The organism is Actinoallomurus iriomotensis (genome assembly GCF_030269445.1).
GTDB classification, from domain to species: domain Bacteria; phylum Actinomycetota; class Actinomycetes; order Streptosporangiales; family Streptosporangiaceae; genus Actinoallomurus; species Actinoallomurus iriomotensis.
In genome coordinates, this window is record NZ_BSTJ01000014.1 from 270,093 (window position 1) to 291,132 (window position 21,040).

19 protein-coding genes are annotated in these 21,040 nt (G+C 69.3%); 6 read left to right on the forward strand and 13 right to left on the reverse strand.

Annotated features, from left to right (window positions below):
* Positions 1 to 46: 46 nt before the first annotated feature.
* On the reverse strand, positions 47 to 631 hold the full coding sequence (locus QSK37_RS43295) for a TetR/AcrR family transcriptional regulator (protein WP_285633334.1): 585 nt from the start codon (positions 629 to 631) through the stop codon (positions 47 to 49).
* 461 nt (positions 632 to 1,092) lie between these two features.
* Between QSK37_RS43295 and QSK37_RS43300 the strand changes: the two genes are divergently transcribed.
* Both QSK37_RS43300 and QSK37_RS43305 read left to right on the forward strand, forming a co-directional pair.
* Complete coding sequence (locus tag QSK37_RS43300) at positions 1,093 to 2,370, forward strand: CpaE/TadZ family protein (protein WP_285633337.1); 1,278 nt, start codon at positions 1,093 to 1,095, stop codon at positions 2,368 to 2,370.
* 42 nt (positions 2,371 to 2,412) lie between these two features.
* Complete coding sequence (locus tag QSK37_RS43305; RefSeq protein ID WP_285633340.1) at positions 2,413 to 3,516, forward strand: hypothetical protein; 1,104 nt, start codon at positions 2,413 to 2,415, stop codon at positions 3,514 to 3,516.
* Positions 3,517 to 3,568: 52 nt separating this feature from the next.
* On the opposite strand, the gene QSK37_RS43310 is transcribed toward QSK37_RS43305, so the two are convergent.
* The 4 genes from QSK37_RS43310 to QSK37_RS43325 form a co-directional block, all read right to left on the reverse strand.
* Positions 3,569 to 4,093, reverse strand: coding sequence for a hypothetical protein (locus QSK37_RS43310; RefSeq protein ID WP_285633343.1), 525 nt, complete (start codon positions 4,091 to 4,093; stop codon positions 3,569 to 3,571).
* A complete protein-coding gene (locus tag QSK37_RS43315) occupies positions 4,090 to 5,103 on the reverse strand; it encodes a hypothetical protein (protein WP_285633346.1) in 1,014 nt (337 codons plus the stop codon). The genes QSK37_RS43310 and QSK37_RS43315 overlap by 4 nt, the downstream gene beginning before the upstream one ends.
* Before the next feature lie 83 nt (positions 5,104 to 5,186).
* Positions 5,187 to 6,074, reverse strand: a complete 888-nt coding sequence (locus QSK37_RS43320; protein WP_285633349.1) for a sigma-70 family RNA polymerase sigma factor — start codon at positions 6,072 to 6,074, stop codon at positions 5,187 to 5,189.
* 128 nt (positions 6,075 to 6,202) lie between these two features.
* Positions 6,203 to 6,520 carry a hypothetical protein gene (locus QSK37_RS43325; RefSeq protein WP_285633352.1) on the reverse strand — a complete coding sequence of 106 codons (318 nt, stop codon included), beginning with the start codon at positions 6,518 to 6,520 and terminating at the stop codon, positions 6,203 to 6,205.
* Positions 6,521 to 6,784: 264 nt separating this feature from the next.
* Here QSK37_RS43325 and QSK37_RS43330 point away from each other — a divergent pair, with 264 nt between their 5' ends.
* Positions 6,785 to 7,891 (forward strand): DUF1963 domain-containing protein, encoded by a 1,107-nt coding sequence (locus QSK37_RS43330; protein WP_285633355.1) that lies wholly within the window; start codon positions 6,785 to 6,787, stop codon positions 7,889 to 7,891.
* A 52-nt stretch (positions 7,892 to 7,943) separates the two neighbouring features.
* On the opposite strand, the gene QSK37_RS43335 is transcribed toward QSK37_RS43330, so the two are convergent.
* From QSK37_RS43335 to QSK37_RS43350, 4 genes are all read right to left on the reverse strand, one after another.
* On the reverse strand, positions 7,944 to 9,410 hold the full coding sequence (locus tag QSK37_RS43335) for an FG-GAP-like repeat-containing protein (RefSeq protein WP_285633358.1): 1,467 nt from the start codon (positions 9,408 to 9,410) through the stop codon (positions 7,944 to 7,946).
* 143 nt (positions 9,411 to 9,553) lie between these two features.
* On the reverse strand, positions 9,554 to 10,609 hold the full coding sequence (locus QSK37_RS43340; RefSeq protein WP_285633361.1) for an SDR family oxidoreductase: 1,056 nt from the start codon (positions 10,607 to 10,609) through the stop codon (positions 9,554 to 9,556).
* Between the two features lie 71 nt (positions 10,610 to 10,680).
* Positions 10,681 to 11,253: a TetR/AcrR family transcriptional regulator gene (locus QSK37_RS43345; protein ID WP_285633365.1), complete on the reverse strand. Its 573-nt coding sequence runs from the start codon at positions 11,251 to 11,253 to the stop codon at positions 10,681 to 10,683.
* A gap of 64 nt (positions 11,254 to 11,317) precedes the next feature.
* Complete coding sequence (locus tag QSK37_RS43350; RefSeq protein WP_285633369.1) at positions 11,318 to 12,064, reverse strand: hypothetical protein; 747 nt, start codon at positions 12,062 to 12,064, stop codon at positions 11,318 to 11,320.
* Between the two features lie 297 nt (positions 12,065 to 12,361).
* Here QSK37_RS43350 and QSK37_RS43355 point away from each other — a divergent pair, with 297 nt between their 5' ends.
* From QSK37_RS43355 to QSK37_RS43365, 3 genes are all read left to right on the forward strand, one after another.
* Positions 12,362 to 13,546 (forward strand): C40 family peptidase, encoded by a 1,185-nt coding sequence (locus QSK37_RS43355; protein WP_285633372.1) that lies wholly within the window; start codon positions 12,362 to 12,364, stop codon positions 13,544 to 13,546.
* 101 nt (positions 13,547 to 13,647) lie between these two features.
* Positions 13,648 to 14,166, forward strand: a complete 519-nt coding sequence (locus QSK37_RS43360; protein WP_285633375.1) for a hypothetical protein — start codon at positions 13,648 to 13,650, stop codon at positions 14,164 to 14,166.
* A 52-nt stretch (positions 14,167 to 14,218) separates the two neighbouring features.
* Complete coding sequence (locus tag QSK37_RS43365) at positions 14,219 to 15,955, forward strand: type IV secretory system conjugative DNA transfer family protein (RefSeq protein WP_285633379.1); 1,737 nt, start codon at positions 14,219 to 14,221, stop codon at positions 15,953 to 15,955.
* Here QSK37_RS43365 and QSK37_RS43370 read toward each other — a convergent pair.
* From QSK37_RS43370 to QSK37_RS43385, 4 genes are read right to left on the reverse strand one after another with little or no spacing between them, the layout of a single operon-like run.
* Positions 15,952 to 17,520 carry a P-loop NTPase family protein gene (locus QSK37_RS43370; RefSeq protein ID WP_285633382.1) on the reverse strand — a complete coding sequence of 523 codons (1,569 nt, stop codon included), beginning with the start codon at positions 17,518 to 17,520 and terminating at the stop codon, positions 15,952 to 15,954. The two genes, QSK37_RS43365 and QSK37_RS43370, sit on opposite strands and share 4 nt — an antisense overlap.
* Positions 17,517 to 18,989: an SCO6880 family protein gene (locus QSK37_RS43375; protein ID WP_285633385.1), complete on the reverse strand. Its 1,473-nt coding sequence runs from the start codon at positions 18,987 to 18,989 to the stop codon at positions 17,517 to 17,519. The genes QSK37_RS43370 and QSK37_RS43375 overlap by 4 nt, the downstream gene beginning before the upstream one ends.
* Before the next feature lie 16 nt (positions 18,990 to 19,005).
* Complete coding sequence (locus tag QSK37_RS43380) at positions 19,006 to 20,376, reverse strand: hypothetical protein (RefSeq protein ID WP_285633387.1); 1,371 nt, start codon at positions 20,374 to 20,376, stop codon at positions 19,006 to 19,008.
* A 46-nt stretch (positions 20,377 to 20,422) separates the two neighbouring features.
* Complete coding sequence (locus QSK37_RS43385) at positions 20,423 to 21,034, reverse strand: hypothetical protein (protein WP_285633389.1); 612 nt, start codon at positions 21,032 to 21,034, stop codon at positions 20,423 to 20,425.
* Between the last annotated feature and the right edge of the window lie 6 nt (positions 21,035 to 21,040).

Consider the following 21,040-nt stretch of genomic DNA (forward strand, 5'->3'; position numbering starts at 1 on the left):
GCTCGGCGCGCTCGCCGCTTGGTGTCCCCGTCCTGGTGCGGCGCGGTCACGGCTGCGGGGTCGTGAAGATGCGGTTGAGCTGGTGATCGATGAGAGCCACGGCCTGTTCGGGGGTGTGCTGGCCGAGCAGGACGCCGGCCTGGAGTCCTTCGGCGCCCGCGACCAGGAAGGCGGCTTCGGCCGCGATGTCGACGCCGGGGAGCAGCTGACCGAGTTCGCGTCCGTGGCCGAGCAGCTCGGCGACGAGTTTCTCCAGGGCGGGCGGAGACTCACGGACCGCTGCGGCCAGGGCGGGGTCATTGAGGAAGCGCACGAAGTAGGCCACGTACACCAGGTGCCGATTGCGCCGTTCCTCGTCCAGCGGGAGAAGTTCCAGGAGCACGCCCCGCACGAGCAGGCGCATGCCGGGTGTTTCGCCTAGTTGTGTCAGGCGTGCGCGGGCCCGCTGCTCGGCGTCGGTGTTGAGGATCTCCAGGGCTCCGAGCAGCAGCTGGTCGCGCGTTCCGAAGTAGTACTGCAGCAGCCGGGCGGAGACTCCGGCCTCGGCCGCGACCTGACGCAGCGTGACATGCTCCAGCCCGCCGCGGGCGGCCAGACGCCATACGGCCTCGGCGATCTGCTGACGGCGCACGTCGTGATCGACATATCGCGGAATGCGTACTGGGAGCGCAGGACGCCATCCGGCTGCTGGCCGACCACCACAACGCCGGGTTGCCGCGCTGGCTGCCCGGCGGGTTCGCGGCACGGCTCGCGTGCTACGCGGTGGCGACCGTCACCGGAGAGCTCCTGGCCGCTTGGGCAAGCACCGGGGGCAAGCAGAGTGGGCACGGCGAATGACCGGTTGGACGGCCACGCGGGTGCTGGCCATCGCGGCGCGCAGTTCTCCAGCACAGCGGTCTCCCTCTCCCACCGCGGCGGCCGGCCGGTCAACTCGTCGGCTACTGGACCCGATTCGCGAGAACCGACATCAGAACCTCCCCCAAAACATCCGGCGATCGGTGCTGGCGGCGGGCGCACTCGGCCGCACAGTCGGGAACTGAGGGGCTATCCGCCCTGAACGGCCGGCCGACGATGGGAAGTACCGGGGACACTGTGAATACGACTGCACCGAACCTCGTCGTGGCGGGGGGCACGGACATCGCGCACGAGCTGCGCGGGACGGGCCGGTTCCCCGCGGTGTTCAACGTCTTCTCCGCGAGCGAGCTCCGCGCGCTGTCTCGTAGCGGCCGGGTCAGGCTCCCGGCGGCGTTCGTGTTCGCTCCGCGTTTCGCCGAGGACGTCGACGGGGCCGGTGTGGCCGTCCTGGCGAACGGGCTGGCCGACATCGGGTTCAGGGTCGTGGTCCACGACTCCTTCGTCGAACGGGGCGACCGCTTCGGCGCGAACGTCCGCATCACCGGAAGCCGGCAGCCGATGCCGGAACTGCTGGCGTTGCTCGGCGCCGCCGGGCGGAGCCCCCTACCGCTTCCCGCCCCGGCCTCCGACGGACCTCCGGGCCCGCTCTCCGGCCCTCGTGCGGGCGGACGGGTCATCGCCACCGCCGCGGCGAAGGGCGGCGTGGGCCGGACCAGCCTGATCGTGAACCTCGCGGTCCACGCCGCGCGGTCGCTGCGGTCGGCCGGCCGTACGGGACGGACGGTGCTGCTGGACACCAGCGTCCAGAAGGCCGACGTCGGACGGTATCTGAACGTCAGATCCCCGACGATCCTCGACCTGCTCCACGCGCCCGGACCGCTCTCCCCGGACACGGTGCGGGACCATCTCGCCCACGTTCCCGACCTGGATCTGTACGCGCTGCTCGGGCCACCGGATCTCACCAGTGCCGATCCCGCCTCGGTGGGCTCCGCGCCGTACCTGCGGATCATCGCTCTGCTGCGGGAGGTGTTCGACTACGTGTTCATCGACACGCCGGTCGCCGAGCCTCATCGCACAACCCTCACCGACCTGATCCTGCGTGAGGCGGACGCGGTCCTGGTCCCGGTCGAACCCAGCCGTCCGACGCTGGAGACCATCCACTCCTGGCTGGAGAGGATCACCATGCCGCCGTCCTCACGCGGCGGCGGTGTCGCTCCCGAGAAGCTGTCGCTCATCCTCAACCGGGCACGCGCCGACGTCGGCTGCGGCCCGGAGGAGATCATGCGCATCATGGACGGTTGGCGATTCGTCGGAAGGATTCCCCACGACCGCGAATGGACGCGCGCCGTGAACGGCGGAAAGTTGGTCGCGTCCAACGGTGACCCGGAGCTGGACGCCGTCTTCGGCGGCATCCTGCGGGCCGCCACCGAGGACCCGGTGTTCGCCACGGCCATGGGATCGCCGAACGGCGGCGGGGGCAGGCGCCGGGGGATCATCGGCCTGCCCATCAGGTGATCGACGGCTACCGTCACGTTTCTTCGCGGAAGGATCTGCCCCATGTCAGCGACACAGCCCCCCACTCCGGCGACGGACTTCTGGAGCGCCCTCGGCGTCGGGAACGACACCCTGGACCGGAACGAGACACCGGACCACCAGGCCTCCCCGGCCGCGGGGACGGCTGCCGATCCGGAGGCCGAGCCGTCCGAGCAGGCCGAGCTCGATCTGGAGGCCACCGTACGGGACTGGGCGTCGATGTTCACCGGTGATGACGGTCCTCCGGAGGACGACACGGCCGAGGCGGAGGAGGTGACGCCGGCCGCGCAGGACGAGGACACGGGGCCGGATCCGGAGCCGCACGTCCTGGCGGAAGCACCGGAAACGGAGCCGTCCGACGAGCTGTTGTGGCCTCCCCGCTCGCCGTCCCCGCCGTCCCCGAGCCCTGCCGAGGAGGAGCGGTCCGTCGCCGCCGTCGCGCAGCGCGCGCCCGAGGCGCCGCAGGTCCACGCGGACCCGGCCGAGACCCGGATCCTGCTGGCCAACGGGCAGAGCTTCCGCCATCTCTGGCTGGACGAACGCGTCGACGAGGTGCACATCCGCGGTACGCAGGTGAGCGTGTGCGGGACGCTCGGCGTCTACCAGGTTCCCGGCTTCGGCAGCCTCACCATGGCGCACCGGGCGATCGCCGCCGTACGCGAGGAGGCGGGAGCGGTCGTCACCCAGATCGGTGACTCCGTCGTGCTCAGGCGCTCCCGGCGAACCGGCCCGGCCCTGCCCACGCTCGTCGCCGCGGGCGTCGTCACCGACGACCAGCTCGCCGAGGTCAGAACGGCGCTGGAGCGGACTCAGGCGGTGGTCCTGACCGGGCCCGCCGCTCCGGTCATCATGCGTTCCTTCACGGCGCTGCTCCCGAAGGGCAGCCGGGTCTTCGAAGGGCCGTACGCGGCCCTGCCCGCCTGGTGCGTCGCTGCGGAGAGCCCGCTGGACGCCGACTACGTGGTCGGAGTACGCCCGGGTGCGCCGGCCGAGGAGATGGCGGCGATGGGGCAGATCGGTGCTCTGATCGCCAACCCGGAGACGGCGTTCGAAGCCGCGGTGCGGTTCGGCGTGCAGGGAAGGTCCGCGGCGCCCGAGAAGCTGACCTCCGGCCATCCCCATCGTTGAGTCGTCGTGAGTCTCCCCGTTCCGGTACCGGTGTGGGGCGACTCACCACGGCTCACGCGTCATAGTCGTAGATCTCCAGAACCCGGGCACGCGTGGCGACTCCGCGCAGTGGCGCGATGAGGCGACTCAGTGCCACCCGGCGTGCCGTACCGGGCAACTGCCGTACCGCGGTGGGCCGCCGCGGGCCGCCGTCCGTCCCTTGCAGCTTGAAGCCGTAGGCCGGATCGACCCAGACCCTGCCGTACGGCGTGTCCATGACCGCGACCGGCTCGTCGGCGGGCGCGGCGGCGATCTCCCAGAGTTGCCACCCGGTGCGGAGGGTGGCGTCGGCGAAGGCCGTGACCTGGTCCAGATCGCGCCGGAACCGCGGCACCTGTGGACCACTCAGTAAGGTCGGCCGGCGGACGAGCGGGGTCGCGTCGTGGCAGCCCAGCCGGAAGGCGATCTCCGCCACCCGGTTCAGCACACTGCGATGGACCAGGACGGTGTCCACGCCGTCGACCACGACGATGGCCATCCCCAGCAGGCCTTCCGTGGATGCCGGTGCCTCGTGCCCTCTGCGGGTGACCCTGTTCACGCGTCCTCCCGCACCGCGCACATGTCGACCACCCGATCAGAGTCCAGGATGAAGGAGGCCGCCTCGTCCGGGGTGATGCCCAGCACGTCGAGGGCCAGCCGGATCGGGCCGAGTTTCTCGGCGTCACAACCAGGGCACCGCGCGCGGTTGTCGGAGTACACGTGCATCGACGAGTCCTCGTCGCCGTTCCAGTGCCGGCGCGGGCGCGGGCATCGCCACTCGTCCCGATCCGGTCCGTCGGATGACGAGCCGAGCCGGCGCAGCAGCGTACGGATGTCCACCGCGTCGGCCTCGCGGATCCGCTCGTCGTGGTGAGAGCCGGACTCGGTGTCCTCCCCCTGTTCGAGCCGGTACCGGACGGCCTCCTGCCGGACCTTCTCCAGGTCGATCCCCTGCTCCGGGTCGTCTTCGGCGACCGGGACGGGCTCCTCGCCGGTGGACAGGAAGGGGAACCGGTCGTCGGAACGCCTCCGAAGCGCCGCGACGAGGACGAACATGGCGAGCGAGTCCCGGGACGAGTCCGGTGGAACCATGCGGAGCCGTTCCGCGTACCGGATCACGGTCGCGGCCTCCGGGCTGACGAGTCCCGGTTGGCTCGGCCCCAGCGCGACGCAGCGGACGCCGTCGGCGAACGGCTCACCGACCTGCGCCCAGACGAGGGCCTCGTCGGGCTCACCGGAGTCGGGGAACGGCCCGCCGTCGTGGTGGAGCCGGGAGAATCTCAGGATCACCCCATCGGCGTACGCGTCGATCCGCCGCCCGGCGAATCCGCACAGGCCCGCGTACGTCACGAGGCCGTGACGGCCCGCCGGCGCGAGGAAAATCGCCGGGGACCGGAAGTCGGCAGCGGTGAGCCCGCTGCTCCGCATGGCGCCGACGGTCGAGGAGATGACATCGCCCTCCTCCAGGACGAGATCGACCGTCCTGACTCCCTCCGGCGCCGGTGGCGAGCCTTCGGTGCGAATGGCGAGCGCGTAGTCGGTCAGCGTGGGCATGGGTTCGGATCTCACGACTCTGACCGTCCCGACAGATGGACGACCCGCATATCCCGGTCACGGCTGTCAGCGGATGGCGCCCGGCTCATCGCGCCCCGTCAAGCCGTGTCCGCGAAGGGCTCGTGGAGCTTGCTCAGCGCCTTCTCCTGAATCTGCCGTACGCCCTCGCGGGACAGGCCGAGCTGGTCACCGATGATCCGGAGCGATTCCTCCGACTCTCCGTCCAGCCCGAACCTGCGGGTCAACACGTACCGCTCGCGGGCATCGAGTCTCGGCAACCCGCGGTCGCTGAGCGCACGCAGGTCGAAGCGGAGAAGCACCTCGTCCTCCACACTCACCGCAGAGTCGGTCAGCCGCTCCGCCCACGGCATCTCGTCCGCGTCGTGACCGGCGCTCAGTGCCTGAAGGCTGTCCAGCCGCGGCGCGTTCAGGACACGGCGCGCCTGCCCCTCGGTCACCGCCGCACGCCGGGCGATGTCGGCGTAGTCGAGCGAGACGTCCGCGCCGGACGCCTCGACGAACTCACGGGCGGCGGCGAGGATGGCAGGCCGTTTCTCGAAGTCGCCGGGGTTGAGGTTCGGGTGGTCGGCGTCGCGCACGGCACGCAGGACCTCCCGCTGGATCGGTTTGAAGGCCCAGGTCGAGAACGAGCCCAGCGCCGGGTCGTAGGAGGAGATCGCCCACAGCAGACCGACCTTGCCGGCGCTCTCGAAGTCCTCTCGATGCTCGGTGCCCTTCGCGGTGAACGTCGCGACGTACCGGCGCACGAGACCGTAGTTGGCGGTCATGATCTCGTACGTGAGGTCCTCGTACTCACGCTCCACCGTGCGCAGTTCGAGTTCCGCGGACACGTCGGCCTCGCCCGCTGCGATCTCCGCACGCAGGATCTCGAGTCGTTGTTGGAGGTGCCTCCGGCGGCCGAACAGTTCACTGTTGCGGCTGCGGTGATCACGGGCGTCGAGGCGGTCGTTATCGCCCCGCTTCACGATATGCATGGTCCGTCACCCCCACCGCTTTCATTCTTAAATGACTTCTCCGAGAACTACCCAAAGACCCTAAGGGCGACGGATTAAATCACGATGTAGCAGTGATTAATCATCCCTGGCGGGAACCTTCAGCAGTACACGCGCACCATGGTGGCCAGGTTGGTGCCGTCCAGCGTCCGCTGCGACCACGGCGCGACGTAGTCCCATTTGCCGTTCTGGTAGTAAACAGTGAAGCCGTTGCCGTAGGCGATGGCGTAATCGAAATAGTCGTGGAGCGAGCTGTCGCCGCACCGTTCCACGTTCCAGTAGGAGTTCTCTACGGGGATCCTGTGTCGAATACAGGCGTGCCCATAGTCACACCCGTAATTCCAGTACGTGGGGAGAGCGGGGGTCGTCGATGCGGCCTGAGAGGGCGCCGCGAACAATCCGATCGCGGAAGCGGCCATCGTGGCACATGCAAGAAGTTTTGCGAGACGACTGGGCATGACTTTTGGTTCCTCCTGTTACGGGCACGGCAAGCCGCACATGATTACGCAGAGTTTGCCGCGTGCCCCTGGAGGCTCAACGTACGAGGCGAGCAGGGATCCGCTCGAACGTTTAAACAAATATGGAACCATTCTTCATGACCTGCCGTGACGACCGGCGGGCGATCCGTGCCGAGGCGCCGCTAGGCTCCTCCAGCACTGCGGTTTCGCTGGAAGGTGTTCGTCATGGCGCATCTGCCGGTCTCAGGGGAACGCGGGTACGCCGGCCTGCGGCCGAATCCCCTCACGCCCGAGGATCAGGTTCGGCTGCGTGAGCTGGCGGAGCGATTCGGAATCCCGGAGCGCACCGCCGATCTCCTGACGATGGCGCAGAACGGCATCCTGATCCGTCCGCCCGCCGACGGCGAGGAGACCTCTCTGGAGCGGACGCGAACGGCCGGGCCCCTGTCGCTGCCCGCAGGCTTCCGCTGGCCGCACGTCCACTGGGACCGGATCGACGACCACCCGGACATGGACGACCTGGTCCCGCTCGGCGCGCTGGTCTGCCAGTGCGACTGGTCGACCGGCTTCCCGCTGGAGAGGGAAGAGCACGGCCGGCTCGTCCACCGCGACCGGCTGCCGTCGCTGCTGCATCACATCATCCAGCTGGACCTGGCCGAACTGGCCCCGTACGACATCAACGGCCTGCTGCCCCGTACCGGCCTGCTCCAGGTCTTCGCCGGCCGGACGACCGACGCGGCGGGCGTGGGCATCGGCCACGTCGAGTACCTGCCCGACGGCGATGATCCGGCTCTGGTCCCGTTCGACCTGCGCGACCGGGCCGACCCGGCGGTGTCCGCCGCCTGCGAGTGGCGCCGTTCCTGGCCGAACGAATACGGTCATCGGCCGGCCGCCCTGACCGCCCAATGCCTGTCGACGCTGCCCATGTACGTCGGCCCGGTGCTGGCCGGCGGCCGGCCCGACGAGGACTGGTTCGACGACGACGAGGACCTCGACGACGAGGACCTCGACGGCGAGGACCGGCTCGGCGGCCGGGACTGGCCCGGTGACGAGCACGGGGCCGGCCTGAGCGCGCGGCTCGGCGGAAGAGAACACGGCACGGGCTTCGTCGGCGGGGAGTTCCGTCTGCTCGGCCACCCGCAGGACTTCGACAAGGAGTTCTACGGCGGGTACCCATGGCACGGGCTCGACCCGACCATGCCCAGAGGCGCCCAGATGCTGGTGGGCTGGGTCGACCCGGGCACCGACAGCCCGGCCTACGTCTACGTCGACGACGGCGCGCTCGCCCGAGGCGACTTCAGCCAGGTGACCGTGGAGTTCACCCAGCAGTGAGCCCCGCGCCGGTGGTCCGGCGCGGGGCTGTGGGGATCGGCGAGCTGCCGGCTCAGCCGTTCCAGCCGGAGGTGAGCTGCTGCCGTGCGGCGAAGCCGGTGGCGCGGCCCGCGTAGACGTACATCACGCCGGTGTTGCTCTGCACGCCCAGCAGGTCCGGGGCGCCGTCGCCGGTGATGTCGCCGGTGTAGGTGAGCGAGCGGATGCCGCCCCAGCCGGAACCGAGCTCCTTACGGGTGCCGAGCGCCTTCGACGCGCCGGGGTAGACCCACAGGGTGCCGTCCGAGATGCGCACCGCGATCAGGTCGGGCTTGCCGTCGCCGGTGATGTCCTTGACGCCGACCAGCTTGTTCATGCCGTTCCAGCCGCCGGTGCCGATCTTGATACGGGTGCCGACCGCCTTGGACGCGCCCGGGTAGAGCCAGAGCGTGCCGTCGGACTTCTTGGCGGCGATGAGGTCGGGTTTGCCGTCGCCGGTCAGGTCGCCGATCCCGGTGAGGTCCTTCATGCCGGTCCAGCCGCTGTTACCGATCTTGATGCGGGTGCCGAGGGCGTTCGTGCCGCCGGGGTAGAGCCACAGCGTGCCGTCGGACTTCTGGACGGCGACGAGGTCGGACTTGCCGTCGCCGGTCAGGTCGCCGATGCCGGTGAGCTCGGTCATCCCGTTCCAGCCGCCGGTACCGACCAGCCGCCGGTTCGCGGCGTCCAGCGTCGGGCCGGGGTAGAGCCACAGCTTCCCGGTCGCGCGTTCGGTCGCGACCACGTCGGCGGTGCCGTCCCCGGTCAGGTCGCCGAGGCTCGCCAGGTCGGCGTCGGTGTGGCCGGTGACCTTGTACATGCCGCCGGGCTGCATGTCCGCGGCGAGCTTGGCGGCGGTGATGGTGTGCGAACCGCCGGTGGCCTTCCACGGGTCCCAGACGGTGATCGTGCCGGCGCTGCTGTCGTAGCCGTACGCGATGATGGCGTGGCCGACCTTGGAGCCGGTCATGCCGGAGTTCCAGGGCAGCTTCTCCATCCACACGCCGAGGATGGGCGCCCGCTTGAGCACGCCGACGTCGTAGGAGACCTGCGACATCATGCTCGACGCCGTCGAGGCGTCGGAAAAGCCGTAGCTGTAGCCGAGCGGGTCGGCGTAGTTGTTGACGACGGGCAGCGCCTGGCTGCCGGACGTGCCCTTGGCCGCCGTCGTGCCCATCTGGGTGGCCAGGGTGTCCTGGCTGACGGACACTCCGAACGTCGACAGGCTCATCGACGCCGAGGTGGGCACGCACTTGTAGTTCGTGTTCTGGTACTGGCCCGTCAGGGACAGCTTCGCCGAGGAAGGCGCCGAGGCGGTGGCCGCCGCCGCGACCTTCGGGGCCATGAGGGAACGCGTCGCGTGGACGACGGCGTCGCCGCGCGGCGGACGGGGGGCCGTGGACGCGTCGGCCGTTCCCGCCGTTCCCGTCACTCCTACGGCCGCCAATGCGAGCGCGGCCACCGGGACCACCCACGGCAGGCGCCGGCCGAACGACTTCATGGACTCTCCTCGCATTCGGGGGAGCGCGGCCTGCTCCGCGAAGGGCGGCCACGCCACGAAAAGACCGGCGGGCGCGGGCACCCGCGTCACCGGTCAAGATCTTCGACGCCGTCACAAGATACGAGGTTCCCGACTGTTCGTTATCAGCGGGGCATACTGGGGCGCTCCGCCACCAGGCGGTCGGCCCAGCGGCGCAGTGCCGGTTCGATCGGCGGGAGGCGCAGCCCGGCCGCCTCGGCCACGCGGCGCGCCGAGCGGGTGTCGTAGCGGTCCTCACTCAGGAAGGTGAGGGTCTCCGGCTCCACGCCGGTGAGCCGGGACGGCAGCCGGCGCACCAGGCCGACCGGAACCATCAGGCGTGGGGCGCGTACGCCCAGGTGGTCGGCCAGCAGCCGGACCAGGTCCCGCAGGTACGGCGTGTCCTCGTCGAGGACCCAGTGCGCCCCGCCGGGCTGCGGATCGTGCTCGGGCACCGCGGCCATGAACCGGGCGAGATGGTCCACGGTGACCACCGGAACGAACGTGCGGGCCGTGCCCGCGAGGGCGGGAAGCCGGCCGGCCCACAGCTGTACCACCAGGTCCGCCAGGCCGATGTACTGGCCCGACTCGCCGGTGACGGAGTGCCCGATCACGGTGCTCGGGTTCACGACGGTGAGCGGCAGGCCCGCACGTGCCGCGAGCTCGCGGACGGCCGCGTCGCCCTCCACCTTCGACGCCTCGTAGGCGCCGCGGACGCGGTACAGCTCCTCCGACTCGGCCGCGGGCAGGGGATACCGGGTCGCGGCGTCCGAGCCCACGCGGTACCCCGACACGTGGACGACCCGCCGTAGGTCGCCCCGGGTCGCCGCCCATCGCACCACGTTGAGCGCGCCGTCGACGTTGGCGGCGCGCGCCTCCTCCCGGCCGAGCCCGAACCGGAACAGCGCGGCCGCGTTGAACACGTCGCGCACGGCCCCGAGCCGCGCGTCGTCGGCGCTCGACAGGCCCAGCCCGGCGGCCGCGATGTCGCCCGGGACGACCGTGAGGCCGGCCGCGTCCCCGCCGTGTTCGCCGATCCACTCGCGAAGCCGGTCCGCTCGCCCGGGAGAGGCGTCGCGCAGGACGGCGGCGACCGGGCGGCCCTGGCCGAGCAGTTCGAGCAGCAGCCACCGGCCGATGAAGCCGGTGGCGCCGAGCACCACCGCGTCAGGTGTTCGCACCGAAGATCCTCCCAGTAGACCGATCTACATATTCCATGGACATGGCGATTCCCTTCGGGCGGACCGGCCGGTCAGCTCGCCAGGAGCGTACGGACGCGGCGGCGGGCCTGCTCGACCGGCGTGCGACTGCGGTGGGCGCGGGCCAGGACGAGCGCGCCCTCGACGAGAGCGAGCACGGTCCCGGCCAGCTCTTCCGCCTCCTCCGGCGGGCGCCCCTCGGCGCGCAGGGCGTCGGCGAGTGCCCGTTCCCAGGCGCCGTACACGTCCGCGCAGATGCGTCGCAACGGTTCGTGGGTGGCGGAGACCTCCAGCGCGACCGTCGCGACCGGGCAGCCCTTCGCGTAGTCCGCCGCCTCCATCCGGTCGGCGAGCGCGCCGAGCAGCGCATGGACCAGGTCGACGGCGCCGGCCGCACCGGAGCCCAGCTCCCGTACGAGCGCGTCGATCTCCTTCCCCGCCCGCGTGAGCGCCTCGCCGACCAACTGGTCCTTGCCGCCGGGGAAGTGGTGGTACAGCGAACCGCGAGGAGCGCCGCTCGCCGCGAGCACCTCATTGAGGCCGGTGCCGTGGTACCCCTTCGCCTCGATCAGGTCGCGCGTCGCCTCGATCAGCCGCATACGGGTCTCGTCGCCCTTGACCGCCATGCGAGCAATCTAGACCGATCTACATATTTCTGTCCACGTCGGCGCGCCCAGCCTCCGTACGGGCTCAGGCCGTTTCGGCGGCCAGCCGGTCCAGGGCGGGCCGCAGGTCGGTGCCCGGTGTGACGACCTGGACGGCCAGGCCGGTCAGCCGGCCGGCGAGCCGGGCGTTCAGGCTCCGCTCTCCGATGTCGCCGGAGAGCTGGTGCGGCTCGACCACGACGACCGCGTGCTCACCCTCCACGAGGAGGTCCGCGACCTCGACCGGCATCATCGCGTTCGTAAGGAATGTGGCACGGTCGTCGGAGTGTTCGACGATCTCCAGTGTCTCGCTGCCGAAGGCGCGGTTCAGCAAGCTCTCGACGCCCTTGACCCGGGTCGCGCCGGGACCGACGCATGCCCGCCTCGCGTCGACGCCAGGGACGGTGGGAGCCACGGCGATCTTCGTTCTGGTGCCGGCGGCCCGCGCGATGGCCTTGATGACGACCTTGCCATCGAGGATCTCCCCCACGAACCCCGTCAGGAGGCGTTCGACCAGTTCGTGCGAGGTGACCGAGAGCATCAGCTCTCTTTCGTCGGACACGCCCACGACGAGCGCGATGACGGTGTCTCCCGGTGCCGGTACGGGCGGAGCGGCTCCCGCGGAAAGCTCGTGGGCGACGCTGCGTGGCAGCAGCGCGTCATGAGCCCGGCCGGTTCCGGCATCGTAGACGGTGCAGGTGAACCCCTCCGGGCCGCGTGACTTGATGTGCGCCGTCACGGCCTTCCCGAGGAGCGGCGGCTCGAGGTCGGGATCGCTCAGGATCGTTCGCACCGTCAGGGGGTCCTCTCGCCTCACGAACCGTTCGCCGGTCCTCTTCCCTAACGTCCGTCAGACGCCGGAACGGCAACCACGACCTCGCCCGAGCGCGAAGGGTGTTGCGCATCCGGGCGATGGCCGCACTGTCTGATCCGGATAGGGCGGGAGGTGAAGCATGCCGGAAGAGTCGCCGATGCGCCTCACTCGGGCGTCCGGTGAAGCACCGTGAGTGCGGGCACCTCAACGCAAGCCGGAACGGGGCACGGCTTCGCGTGGATGGTCGGCTTGGGGGTCGGCGCTACCGGGCTCGTCATGACGTCGATGCTTTTCGTCACGTTTGTGGTCTTTCTTCAGACGGAGTCCAGTTCGCTATGCGGCGGCTCCGGGCCTTCCGGCGATTCCGGTGATTCCGTGACGGCGGTGCAGGCGAAAGCGGCGCCGTCGGCGGGCGACATACCCGAGAACTATCTTGCTCTGTACCAGAAGGCCGGAGCGGAGTGGAACATCCCCTGGAACATCCTCGCCGGAATCGGGTGGATCGAGACCCACCACGGCACACTTCAGGCGCGGGGTGTGCACTCCGGAGAGAACTTCGCGGGGGCCGGAGGGCCGATGCAGTTCCTGCAGCCCACGTTCGATCGGGCGGCAGTGGACGGCGACCACGACGGCGCGACGAGCCGATACGACCCGGCCGACGCCATATTCAGTGCTGCCAAGCTCCTCAAGCTCCACATCTACCCGGGCGGGAGCGACGCAGAGCTCAAAAGCAGAACGCTCACGGACGCCCAGATACACCAATCAATATTCTCGTACAACCATTCTGAAGCGTACGTCAACGACGTCCTGGCGGCGGCGAACCGCTATGCGCAGGGTGGTTACACCAAGACATCGGCCAACTTCGCGGGCATGGAATGCGCCCTGGGGATATCCGCGATGAGCAGCTCCTTCGGTCAGAGCATCGCCGACGGGGCCGCATATTATGCGAGACGGGACCAGGGGGGACCGAATCCCAGCCGGTGGGTCGGCCGGCTGATCCCCTATTCGTGGGGCGGCGGCGACCTCGACGACGGTCCCAGTTACGGCATTCAGCAGGGTGCGTACACCAAGGGATTCGACTGTTCAGGCCTCGCCTGGCACGTGGTCTACATCGCGTCCGGCAAGAAAATCGTTCTCCCTCGTACGGCGGACGCGATGTACGAGAGCAACAAGGGAGTCAAGGTACCCCGCGACCAGCTGGCGCCCGGGGATCTGGTCTTCTTCAACGGGCTGAGCCATATGGGCATCTACTGGGGCGTGTACCAGGGTAAGCACTGGTTCGTCGAGGCCCCGGACACCGGCCAGTTCGTGAAGTTCAGCGTGCTCGACGGCAGGTCGGGTTATGTGGGAGCGCTTCGGGTGACGCCGCCGGCGGACATGGCGAGTCCGTCCCCGAGCTCCTCGGACTGGATTCGTGCGATGCCTCCGCTCGGAGCGGGGACCGGCGGTGATGTGACGTGACCGGCACGTCGGCGACGGGAATCCGTTCCGTACTCTGCGTCGTTTCGGCGGCCGCGCTTCTGGTCGGCTGTGGTGGCGAGAGGCGGGCACGGCAGGACCGCGTGCCGTCCGATCCGGGCGCACCGACGGTCGTTCCGACGGCCGGCGGCGGTTCACCGTCGCCGGCACGGAGTCCCCACGTACCCGGTGGTCTTCCGGACCGGCACCGGATCGACCAGAAGGACGCGACGGCGGTGTCGCGGGCCGCCCTGACCGTCATGTACACGGTCGACAGCACCGTCGACACCGGATTGCGCGACGCGCGCCTCCGCGCGGCGGGCTACCTCACCTCCGGCTACACCACCGTGGTCGAGGGGGAGCCCGAGCAGTACGTGCCCGAGGAATGGCGGCGGCACCGGGCCTACCTCGCAGTGCGGCTCCGACCACTCGTCCGGGAGACCGGGGCGCCGCACGATCGGCGGACCGCCGCCTACCGCCAGTGGGAGATGACCACCGTCCCCACGGGACGCGACCGCTGGCGCGGTTCGTCCAGCGCGTCGGTGGTCTTCATGTCCCTCGCGAGGTCATCCGAGCGCGCCCCCTGGCGGGTCTCCGATGTGACCGTCGCGGACGACGGATAGTCCCTGGACAGGAGAGCGGCCGAGGCCGCTCGGGATCGAAGAGAGGAGCCCGATGAGTGATACCGATGACGATGCGGCGTACACCATTTTTCTGGGTATCGCCTTTGTCGCCGTCCCGGGCGGAACATGCAGCTTCATGACCTGGCTGGCGGGCCAGCTGTCCGGTCTTCTCGCGAGCGGCGCCTGGCCGGACTCCAGCCCGACGGACTTCCTGAAGGTGGCCTTCCACTTCGTGCGGAACCCCGGCGATCCGCGGAGTGCGTGGCCGCCCGCCGCGGCCGCCATGATCGGTCCCACCGCGCTGTTCTTCGTCCTGCTGATCGTGCTTCTCCTCATCACGGCGGTGGTGCTCTACGTTCTGGCGCGGCTGCTTCTGAACTGGCGGCGTCACCAGCCGTACCGTCGGCTGCGGCTGGGCTTCGCGTCCGGCTGGGAGGTCCGCAAACTGCTGAGCGCGCGTACCGTCCAGAACAAGGCACGGCAGGTCCGGCCGGCCACGGGGAATCGGTCCGCGCGCGAGGTGAAGCCCGAGGAGGTCGGTTTCTTCATCGGGCGGGACATCAGGTCCCGGCGGAAGCTGTACATGTCCCTGGAGGACATGATGATCGTCGTCGCGGCGCCGCGGCAGGGAAAGGACGTGCACTTCGTCACGCCTTTCACCATCGACGCGCCGGGTCCCTGCATCGTCACCTCCAGCCGGCGGGAAACGTTCGTCAACACCGCCATGATGCGGGCGCGGTACGGCGAGGTGTACGTGTTCGACCCGTTCAACTGGACCGGGTGGCCGAATCGGCTGCGCTGGTCGTTCTTGGACGGGTGCCAGGACATCAACGTGTGCGCGGTCAGATCCGGAACGCTGGCCCAGACGAGCGGTTTCGAGATCGCGGGAAGCGGAGCCACCAGGACCGCGGGTGTGGTCACCATCCTCCGCTGTCTGTTGCACGCCGGCGCGATCGGCGGGCTCACCATTCGTGACGTGGTGCGCTGGGTCCACGAGGCCAACAGCGATGAGGCGCTGGACATCCTGCGCCGGGGCGAGAGCGAGGGCAGGGCGACTCCCGGGTGTGCGGCACAGCTGGAGTTCGCCGGCCAGGACAAGAATTTCTGGTCCGGTGCGATTCAGGTCATGAGCTGCTTCTCGATTCCACAGATTCTGGATGACCTCTCGCCGTCACCCGATGAGGCGTTCGACTACAAGGAGTTCCTCAAGGGCCGCAACACCTTGTACTTCGTCAGCAAACAGCAGAGCGACTACGGCGGGATCGCGCCGATCGTCACCACGATCGTCGAACAGTTCTTCCGCTCGGCCCGTGGCGCGGCGATGAGGCAGCCGACCGGTCGCCTCGAACCGCCGCTGACCTTCGAGCTCAACCAGGTGACCGACATCTGCCCGATGCCCGGCCTGCCGACGTACATGGGCGAGTCCGGTGGGTACGGCATCAGCGTCCACGCCTATCTGACGTCGTTGGCGGACGCGCGTAAGAAGTGGGGATCGGACGGAGCCGCGCGCCTGTGGGACAACGCCACGTTCCGCGTCATCTCGGGCGGCACCGGTACGGCCAAGGACCTCGCCGAACTCTCCGAACTCGTGGGCAAGCACGACGGGAGGCCGGCGCTGCAGCCTGAGGAGATCAGGACCATGCCGTTCGGCCGCGCCGCCGTCGTCGCGGGCACGGCCCGTCCTGTCGAGATGTGGCTCACTCCCTGGTGGAAGCGCAAGGACCAGGAGGAGATCGCCCGAGGCAAGCAGGCGGTCGAAGCGATGATCCAGGACTACAACGCGTCCTAGGGCCGCGTCGCTCTCGTCGTCGAGTGGATCCAGCGCTTGTTGGTGTCGTTGACGTCCGCCTCGACGGCGGTGAGCTCGACCTTGAACGGGATGCCGGGGCGGCCGCCCACTTTGACGAGGAACTTGCCGCGGCCCGGGGGTTCGTTGTCCTGGTTGAGAGTGGGATCCCAGGAGGGAGGTGTCGACCAGTCGACGATCATGCGCTGTTCGATGGAGGACATCCGTACCACTTCGTTCACCATGGGCATCTCCGCCTGCGGCAGCCCGCCGCAGATCACCATGCCCGCGCGTTCGGCGAAGCCCTTGGCCTTGAGCCGGTCGGCGTGGTCGGCCAGGGCCAGCAGGTCGGCCATGGTGTGTGTGATCATCACCTGTCCCAGGCCGCGCTGCCGGTTGAGGCGGGTGAGGGCGTCAACGCGGTCCACCAGGCCGCGTCCGGACCGCAGGACCCGCCAGAGCTCGTCCAGGACGACGAAGAAGTGCCGTTGAGGCGCCATGCCCTCGTCGGCCAGCGCGTGCATGGCCTCCACCGCGCCGAACCCGTCCGACCAGCACGCCAGCAGGACGGCGGCCTGGAGTTCGGCGTCGGCGTCGTCGATCCCGCTGATGTCGATGCAGACGCCACCGGGGTTGTCCAGCTGGAGCGGGGTGGTGGTCTGGTGCGCGAACGTCTCCCCCATCGGGCCGTCGAGCAGCCCGAGCAGCGATGCGTGCAGCGGATCGGAGGCCCGGCGGTAGCGATCCTCGTTCCCCCGGGACAGGGTGACCGCGCGGACGCGTTCCGGTCCTTCGTCGATCACCCTGATCAGGTCGGGCAGGACGGGTACTCCCTGGTGGCGTTCGTCCAGCACCCGCAGGGCGGCGTTGAGGATGGTGCGTTCGGTGTCCGCGATCGGGGTCCCGCGCACGATCGTGACCAGCGCGGAGACGATGTTCAGCCGCCGGCCGTGCGCCTCGGCGGTCAGCCTGGCCCGGGCCGGCTCGGGAAGCCGGGCCGCCACGGAAGCAGTCGCGCCGGGGTCGAGGACGTTCAGTGATCCCAGTCCTCGGCCGAGCCTGATGACCTGCCCGCCCATCGCCCGGATCAGGTCGGCGTAGTCGGGTTTGAGGTCGCCGAGCACCATCGGGAACACCCCGTACCCGGCCAGGCCCACCACCATCCGGCGGACCAGGGTCGACTTGCCCAGCCCGGGCTTGCCCAGCACCAGGGCGGACGGGTTGTGGATCAGGTTGGCGCGCTGGAACCACGAGATCGGATCGCAGCACAGGGCGGTACCGGTGATCAGTTGCCGGCCGAGCGGCACGCCCACCATCGGCGTCCCCGAGCCGGCGCCGAACGGCCACAGCCCGCACACCTGAACGGTGGTCCCGCGCCACTCCGGAGGCATCTCCACGAAGGAGGCGCGCCCGCCGCCCCGGCCGGTGAACCCCCGGTATCCGGGCTTGCGCTCGGTGTTCGCGGGCTTCCGCTTCTTCTTGTCCTTCTTCTTGCCCCCGACGTCGGCGTCGCGAACGGTCGTCTCTCCGTCCGCGGCGTCGAGGAGGTGCTCCAAGGAATCGCTCACAGAGACTCCCTCACGACGGCGGGCACCTGAAGATGATCGGGAAGAACGACGCCCACAGGCAGGGCCGCCGCGAACGCGGACGCCTGCGATCCGTACATCCGGCGCAGCCGCAGACGCGCGGGGGGCGCGAGGGTGTCGACGGCGGCGGCCGCGAGCGGAAGTTCGTCGGCCGAGCGTACGGTGGCGGTGACGAGGATGGTGAACCGGGCCAGTCCCGCGCCCCGGGCCTCCTCAAGGGCCGCCTGGTCGCTGCTGACGACGGCGACCTCGTCTCTGGCGGCGCCGTTGAGGCGGAAACGCGTGTCCTTGCGGTCCCGCTCCACGATGGTGGCGGCGGTGGCCGGATCGTAGGGCCGGTAGAGGAAGGTGACGCGCTTACGCGCGATGTCGTGGTGCGGTGACACCAGCCCCGTCATCACGCTGGACAGCACCTCACCGCGAGGCGCCTCCGACATGCCCCAGGTGATGGAATGGCCGCTGTCGTGGACGTAGTGATCCCAGAGTTCCTGCGTCGCGACCGGCCCGGCGTCCTCCCAGCGCGTTTCCTGGCCTTCCGCGCTCTCCAGATCCGACTGCGAGTCCGGGTCGTAGGCCATCCGTACGAGCCGGGTGAGGTGGTCGGCGGTCACCGGGCGAGCGGTTCCGGCGCCGGTCATCTCCAGCGTGGAGGTCAGCCCGGGGAGACGCATCCCGATCTCCCGCGCCATCTCGTCCTGGTCACGGCGCTTTCCTCCGGGACGTGCCGTGGCCGCGTAGGTGACCGCGATCCAGGTGGAGACCCGTGCGCTGCCCCTCGGGTAGTTCCAGACGATCTCTTCCAGGGCCGCCCTCGCCAGCTCCGGTGCGTTCGGGTCGATGTTGGCGCTGACCTCGTTCCGCAGGCGGGTCCCGAGGTCCGGGACCGTCTCGATGGTCACGCTCGCGCCGACCAGTCCCGGCTCGAAGCCCAGCGCGGCGAGCCAGTGCCCCCAGTAGGCGACCCAGGAGTCGATCTGCTCCTGATCGACCAGCGCCGCGCCGTCGGCGCTGCATTCGAACACCGCGGTGTAGTGCCCGGTGGACGGCACTACGACCATGGCGAACGGACGCCCGTAGGAATCACGCGCCTCCACCAGCCGAGACTGGGCGAGCAGCCCGGGAAGCCGGTGCGAGCCGGAGGCGACGATGCTCAGCGGCCCCGAGCGGTAGAGGTGCCAGCCGCGGGAGCGGCCCGACCACCAGGCCACCCGGGCCGTCATCTTCTGGAGGGCGGTCCGGCCGTGCTGATCCTGGATCACCAGCGGCAGCATGACCAACCCCAGCACCACGGTACTGATCAGCGCGGGCACGATGGACACCATCGCGATCAGCGTGACCGTGACCATTCCGCCCATGAGGATCATGGTGCCGATCAGCCCGAGGCGCCCGATCCCCGGCGAGACCGGCTTCCGCCAGTTTCCGTACGTGGGTTCACGGTAGTCCGTTGGCACTTGGCAACCTCAATTCCTATACGACGCTGCTGCCGGAAGGACCGCGCGGAGGGGCCGGCCGAGGGTTCACAGGCCTGGAGGTGGTGGCGCCGCTGGGCGTGCCGGCGCGGTTGGCGGAAGGCGACGGCGGAACCGGCGACGAGGGCGTGCTCGGGGGCGGTGGGGGGTCTGTAGATGGTGGCGCGCTGGGAGCCGCGTTCGAAGGAGCACCCGTAGGGGTCACTGGAGAAGGGGCTGACGGGGTGCCCGCAGGGGAACCTGGTGCACCACCTGGGGGATTCTGGCCGCCTTGCGGTCCCTTGGGGGTCGGGGAGCCCGTAGGCCCGTTGGGACCCGAAGGGCCGGTAGGGCCATTGGGACCTGGAGGGCTCGGCGGGCTCGGAGGGTTGCCGTTGGTCTGACTGGGGCCGGGACGGTTGCCCGGAGGTGGTGAGCCACCCCCGGGCCGGGCACCACCGCTGCCCGCGGCAAGCCCGGCGGGCCGGAGAATACTGGCGCCTCTGCCGACGTTGAGCGCGGTGCTCCCGAATACCAAGTGACCGATTCTGCGCATGGCGGATGCGGTGCCGTCACCGATGTTGTTGACCTGCGTGACCCGAGAATCGACGGCCCGCATCGTCGCGGGCAGCGCCACCACCGCGCCGATACAGAGGAACATACCCGTCAACTGGTCCACAAAATATGAGGACATCAGCATGCGCAGGGCTCCGGCGTAGATCGTCGCTGCCTCGGGCTTGAACAACTCGAACGCTATCAACCAGACCATGAGCCTTCGGTAGGCATTATCTCCGTACGCACTGAACCTGGTGGCCGCCGCCACCGGGAGTGCTCCGGCGATGAGCACCAAGCCCGCGTTCCTGAAGAACATCAGCCCGAACTGGATGAGGGACGCGATGATCGACGCGGTGCCGGTGAAGAGTATGAGGAGCCAGGCGCCGGTGCCTCCGAAGTCGATATTCGAGGTGCCGTCCGCCCAGTTGTTCCACCAGCTGTCCGGCTTGCTGTGCACCGCCTCGTTCAGGATCCACGTGGAGTATGCATCTCCCGCCAGAGAGAACAGGTTGATTCCAGCGGCAAGCGTGAACACGATGATGACCAGAACGAAAAGCTGGGAAAACGCCTCCCGAAAGGCCTCGCCCTTACGTTGGATCGCCACTCTGCCGGTCGCGACGATAAGTCCGACGATGGCCGAGGTCGCGGTCAGCCATCCAGTGCTGTCCCGCAGGAAGACGAGCACGCTGCCTTTCTGGTCGCTGAGCCCAGGGGTCGGCACGTCGATCCACCACGCCAAAAGGTAACGCAAGAAGGTGACCGAGGCCGCCGCGACCTGCTCTGTGAGCCAGCGGGCGAGAAGGGTGAAAAGTTTGATGGTTTGATCGAGGACCATAATCAGTCAGCTTCTTTACCGGGAAAGGCGAGCCGGCGATCGGCTGCTACAGAGCGGCGCGGACGATGGATGGTGCGACGGCCAGCATGACGCAGCAGAGGAACAGCAGGCCCGCCACCCGCAGATGGCCGCCCCCCTCGCCCGTTCGATAGGTGACCGCCATGCGCAGGCCGAGCCAGATGATCGAACCGACGACCAGGGCATAGACGAACCAGGACACCCAGCTGACGACCGTCAGTACCGGACTGGCGATCGTCGAGGGGGGCTGCTGTTCCGACGGACGGGGCATGTTCGTCGGTATCGGATCGGCGGGTGGCGGGGTGATGGGCGGGGAGGGGACGTGCTCGCCTTTCGGGTCCGGAGCCGACTTCTTGTCATCGTCCGGGCAAAGACCAGACAGAATCCCGGGCACGATGTCCTTGCACCAGCTAGTTTTCTTCTTTGTTGCCACAGTCGACACGGTTGAGGAACAGGAGTCGATGAACGGGTTCTTTTCACGGCATGGACTGTCGGTTTCCACGGCGGCGGCAAGCGTCATATCTCGAACGGGCGTCCGGGATTCTTCCGGGGAGTAACGCTGCGCGGAGAAAGTGACGCCGATCGCCCCTATTGCGGTGGCCAGGACGAAAAACCTGACCGATCGGCACGCGCGCCGCATCGTCCT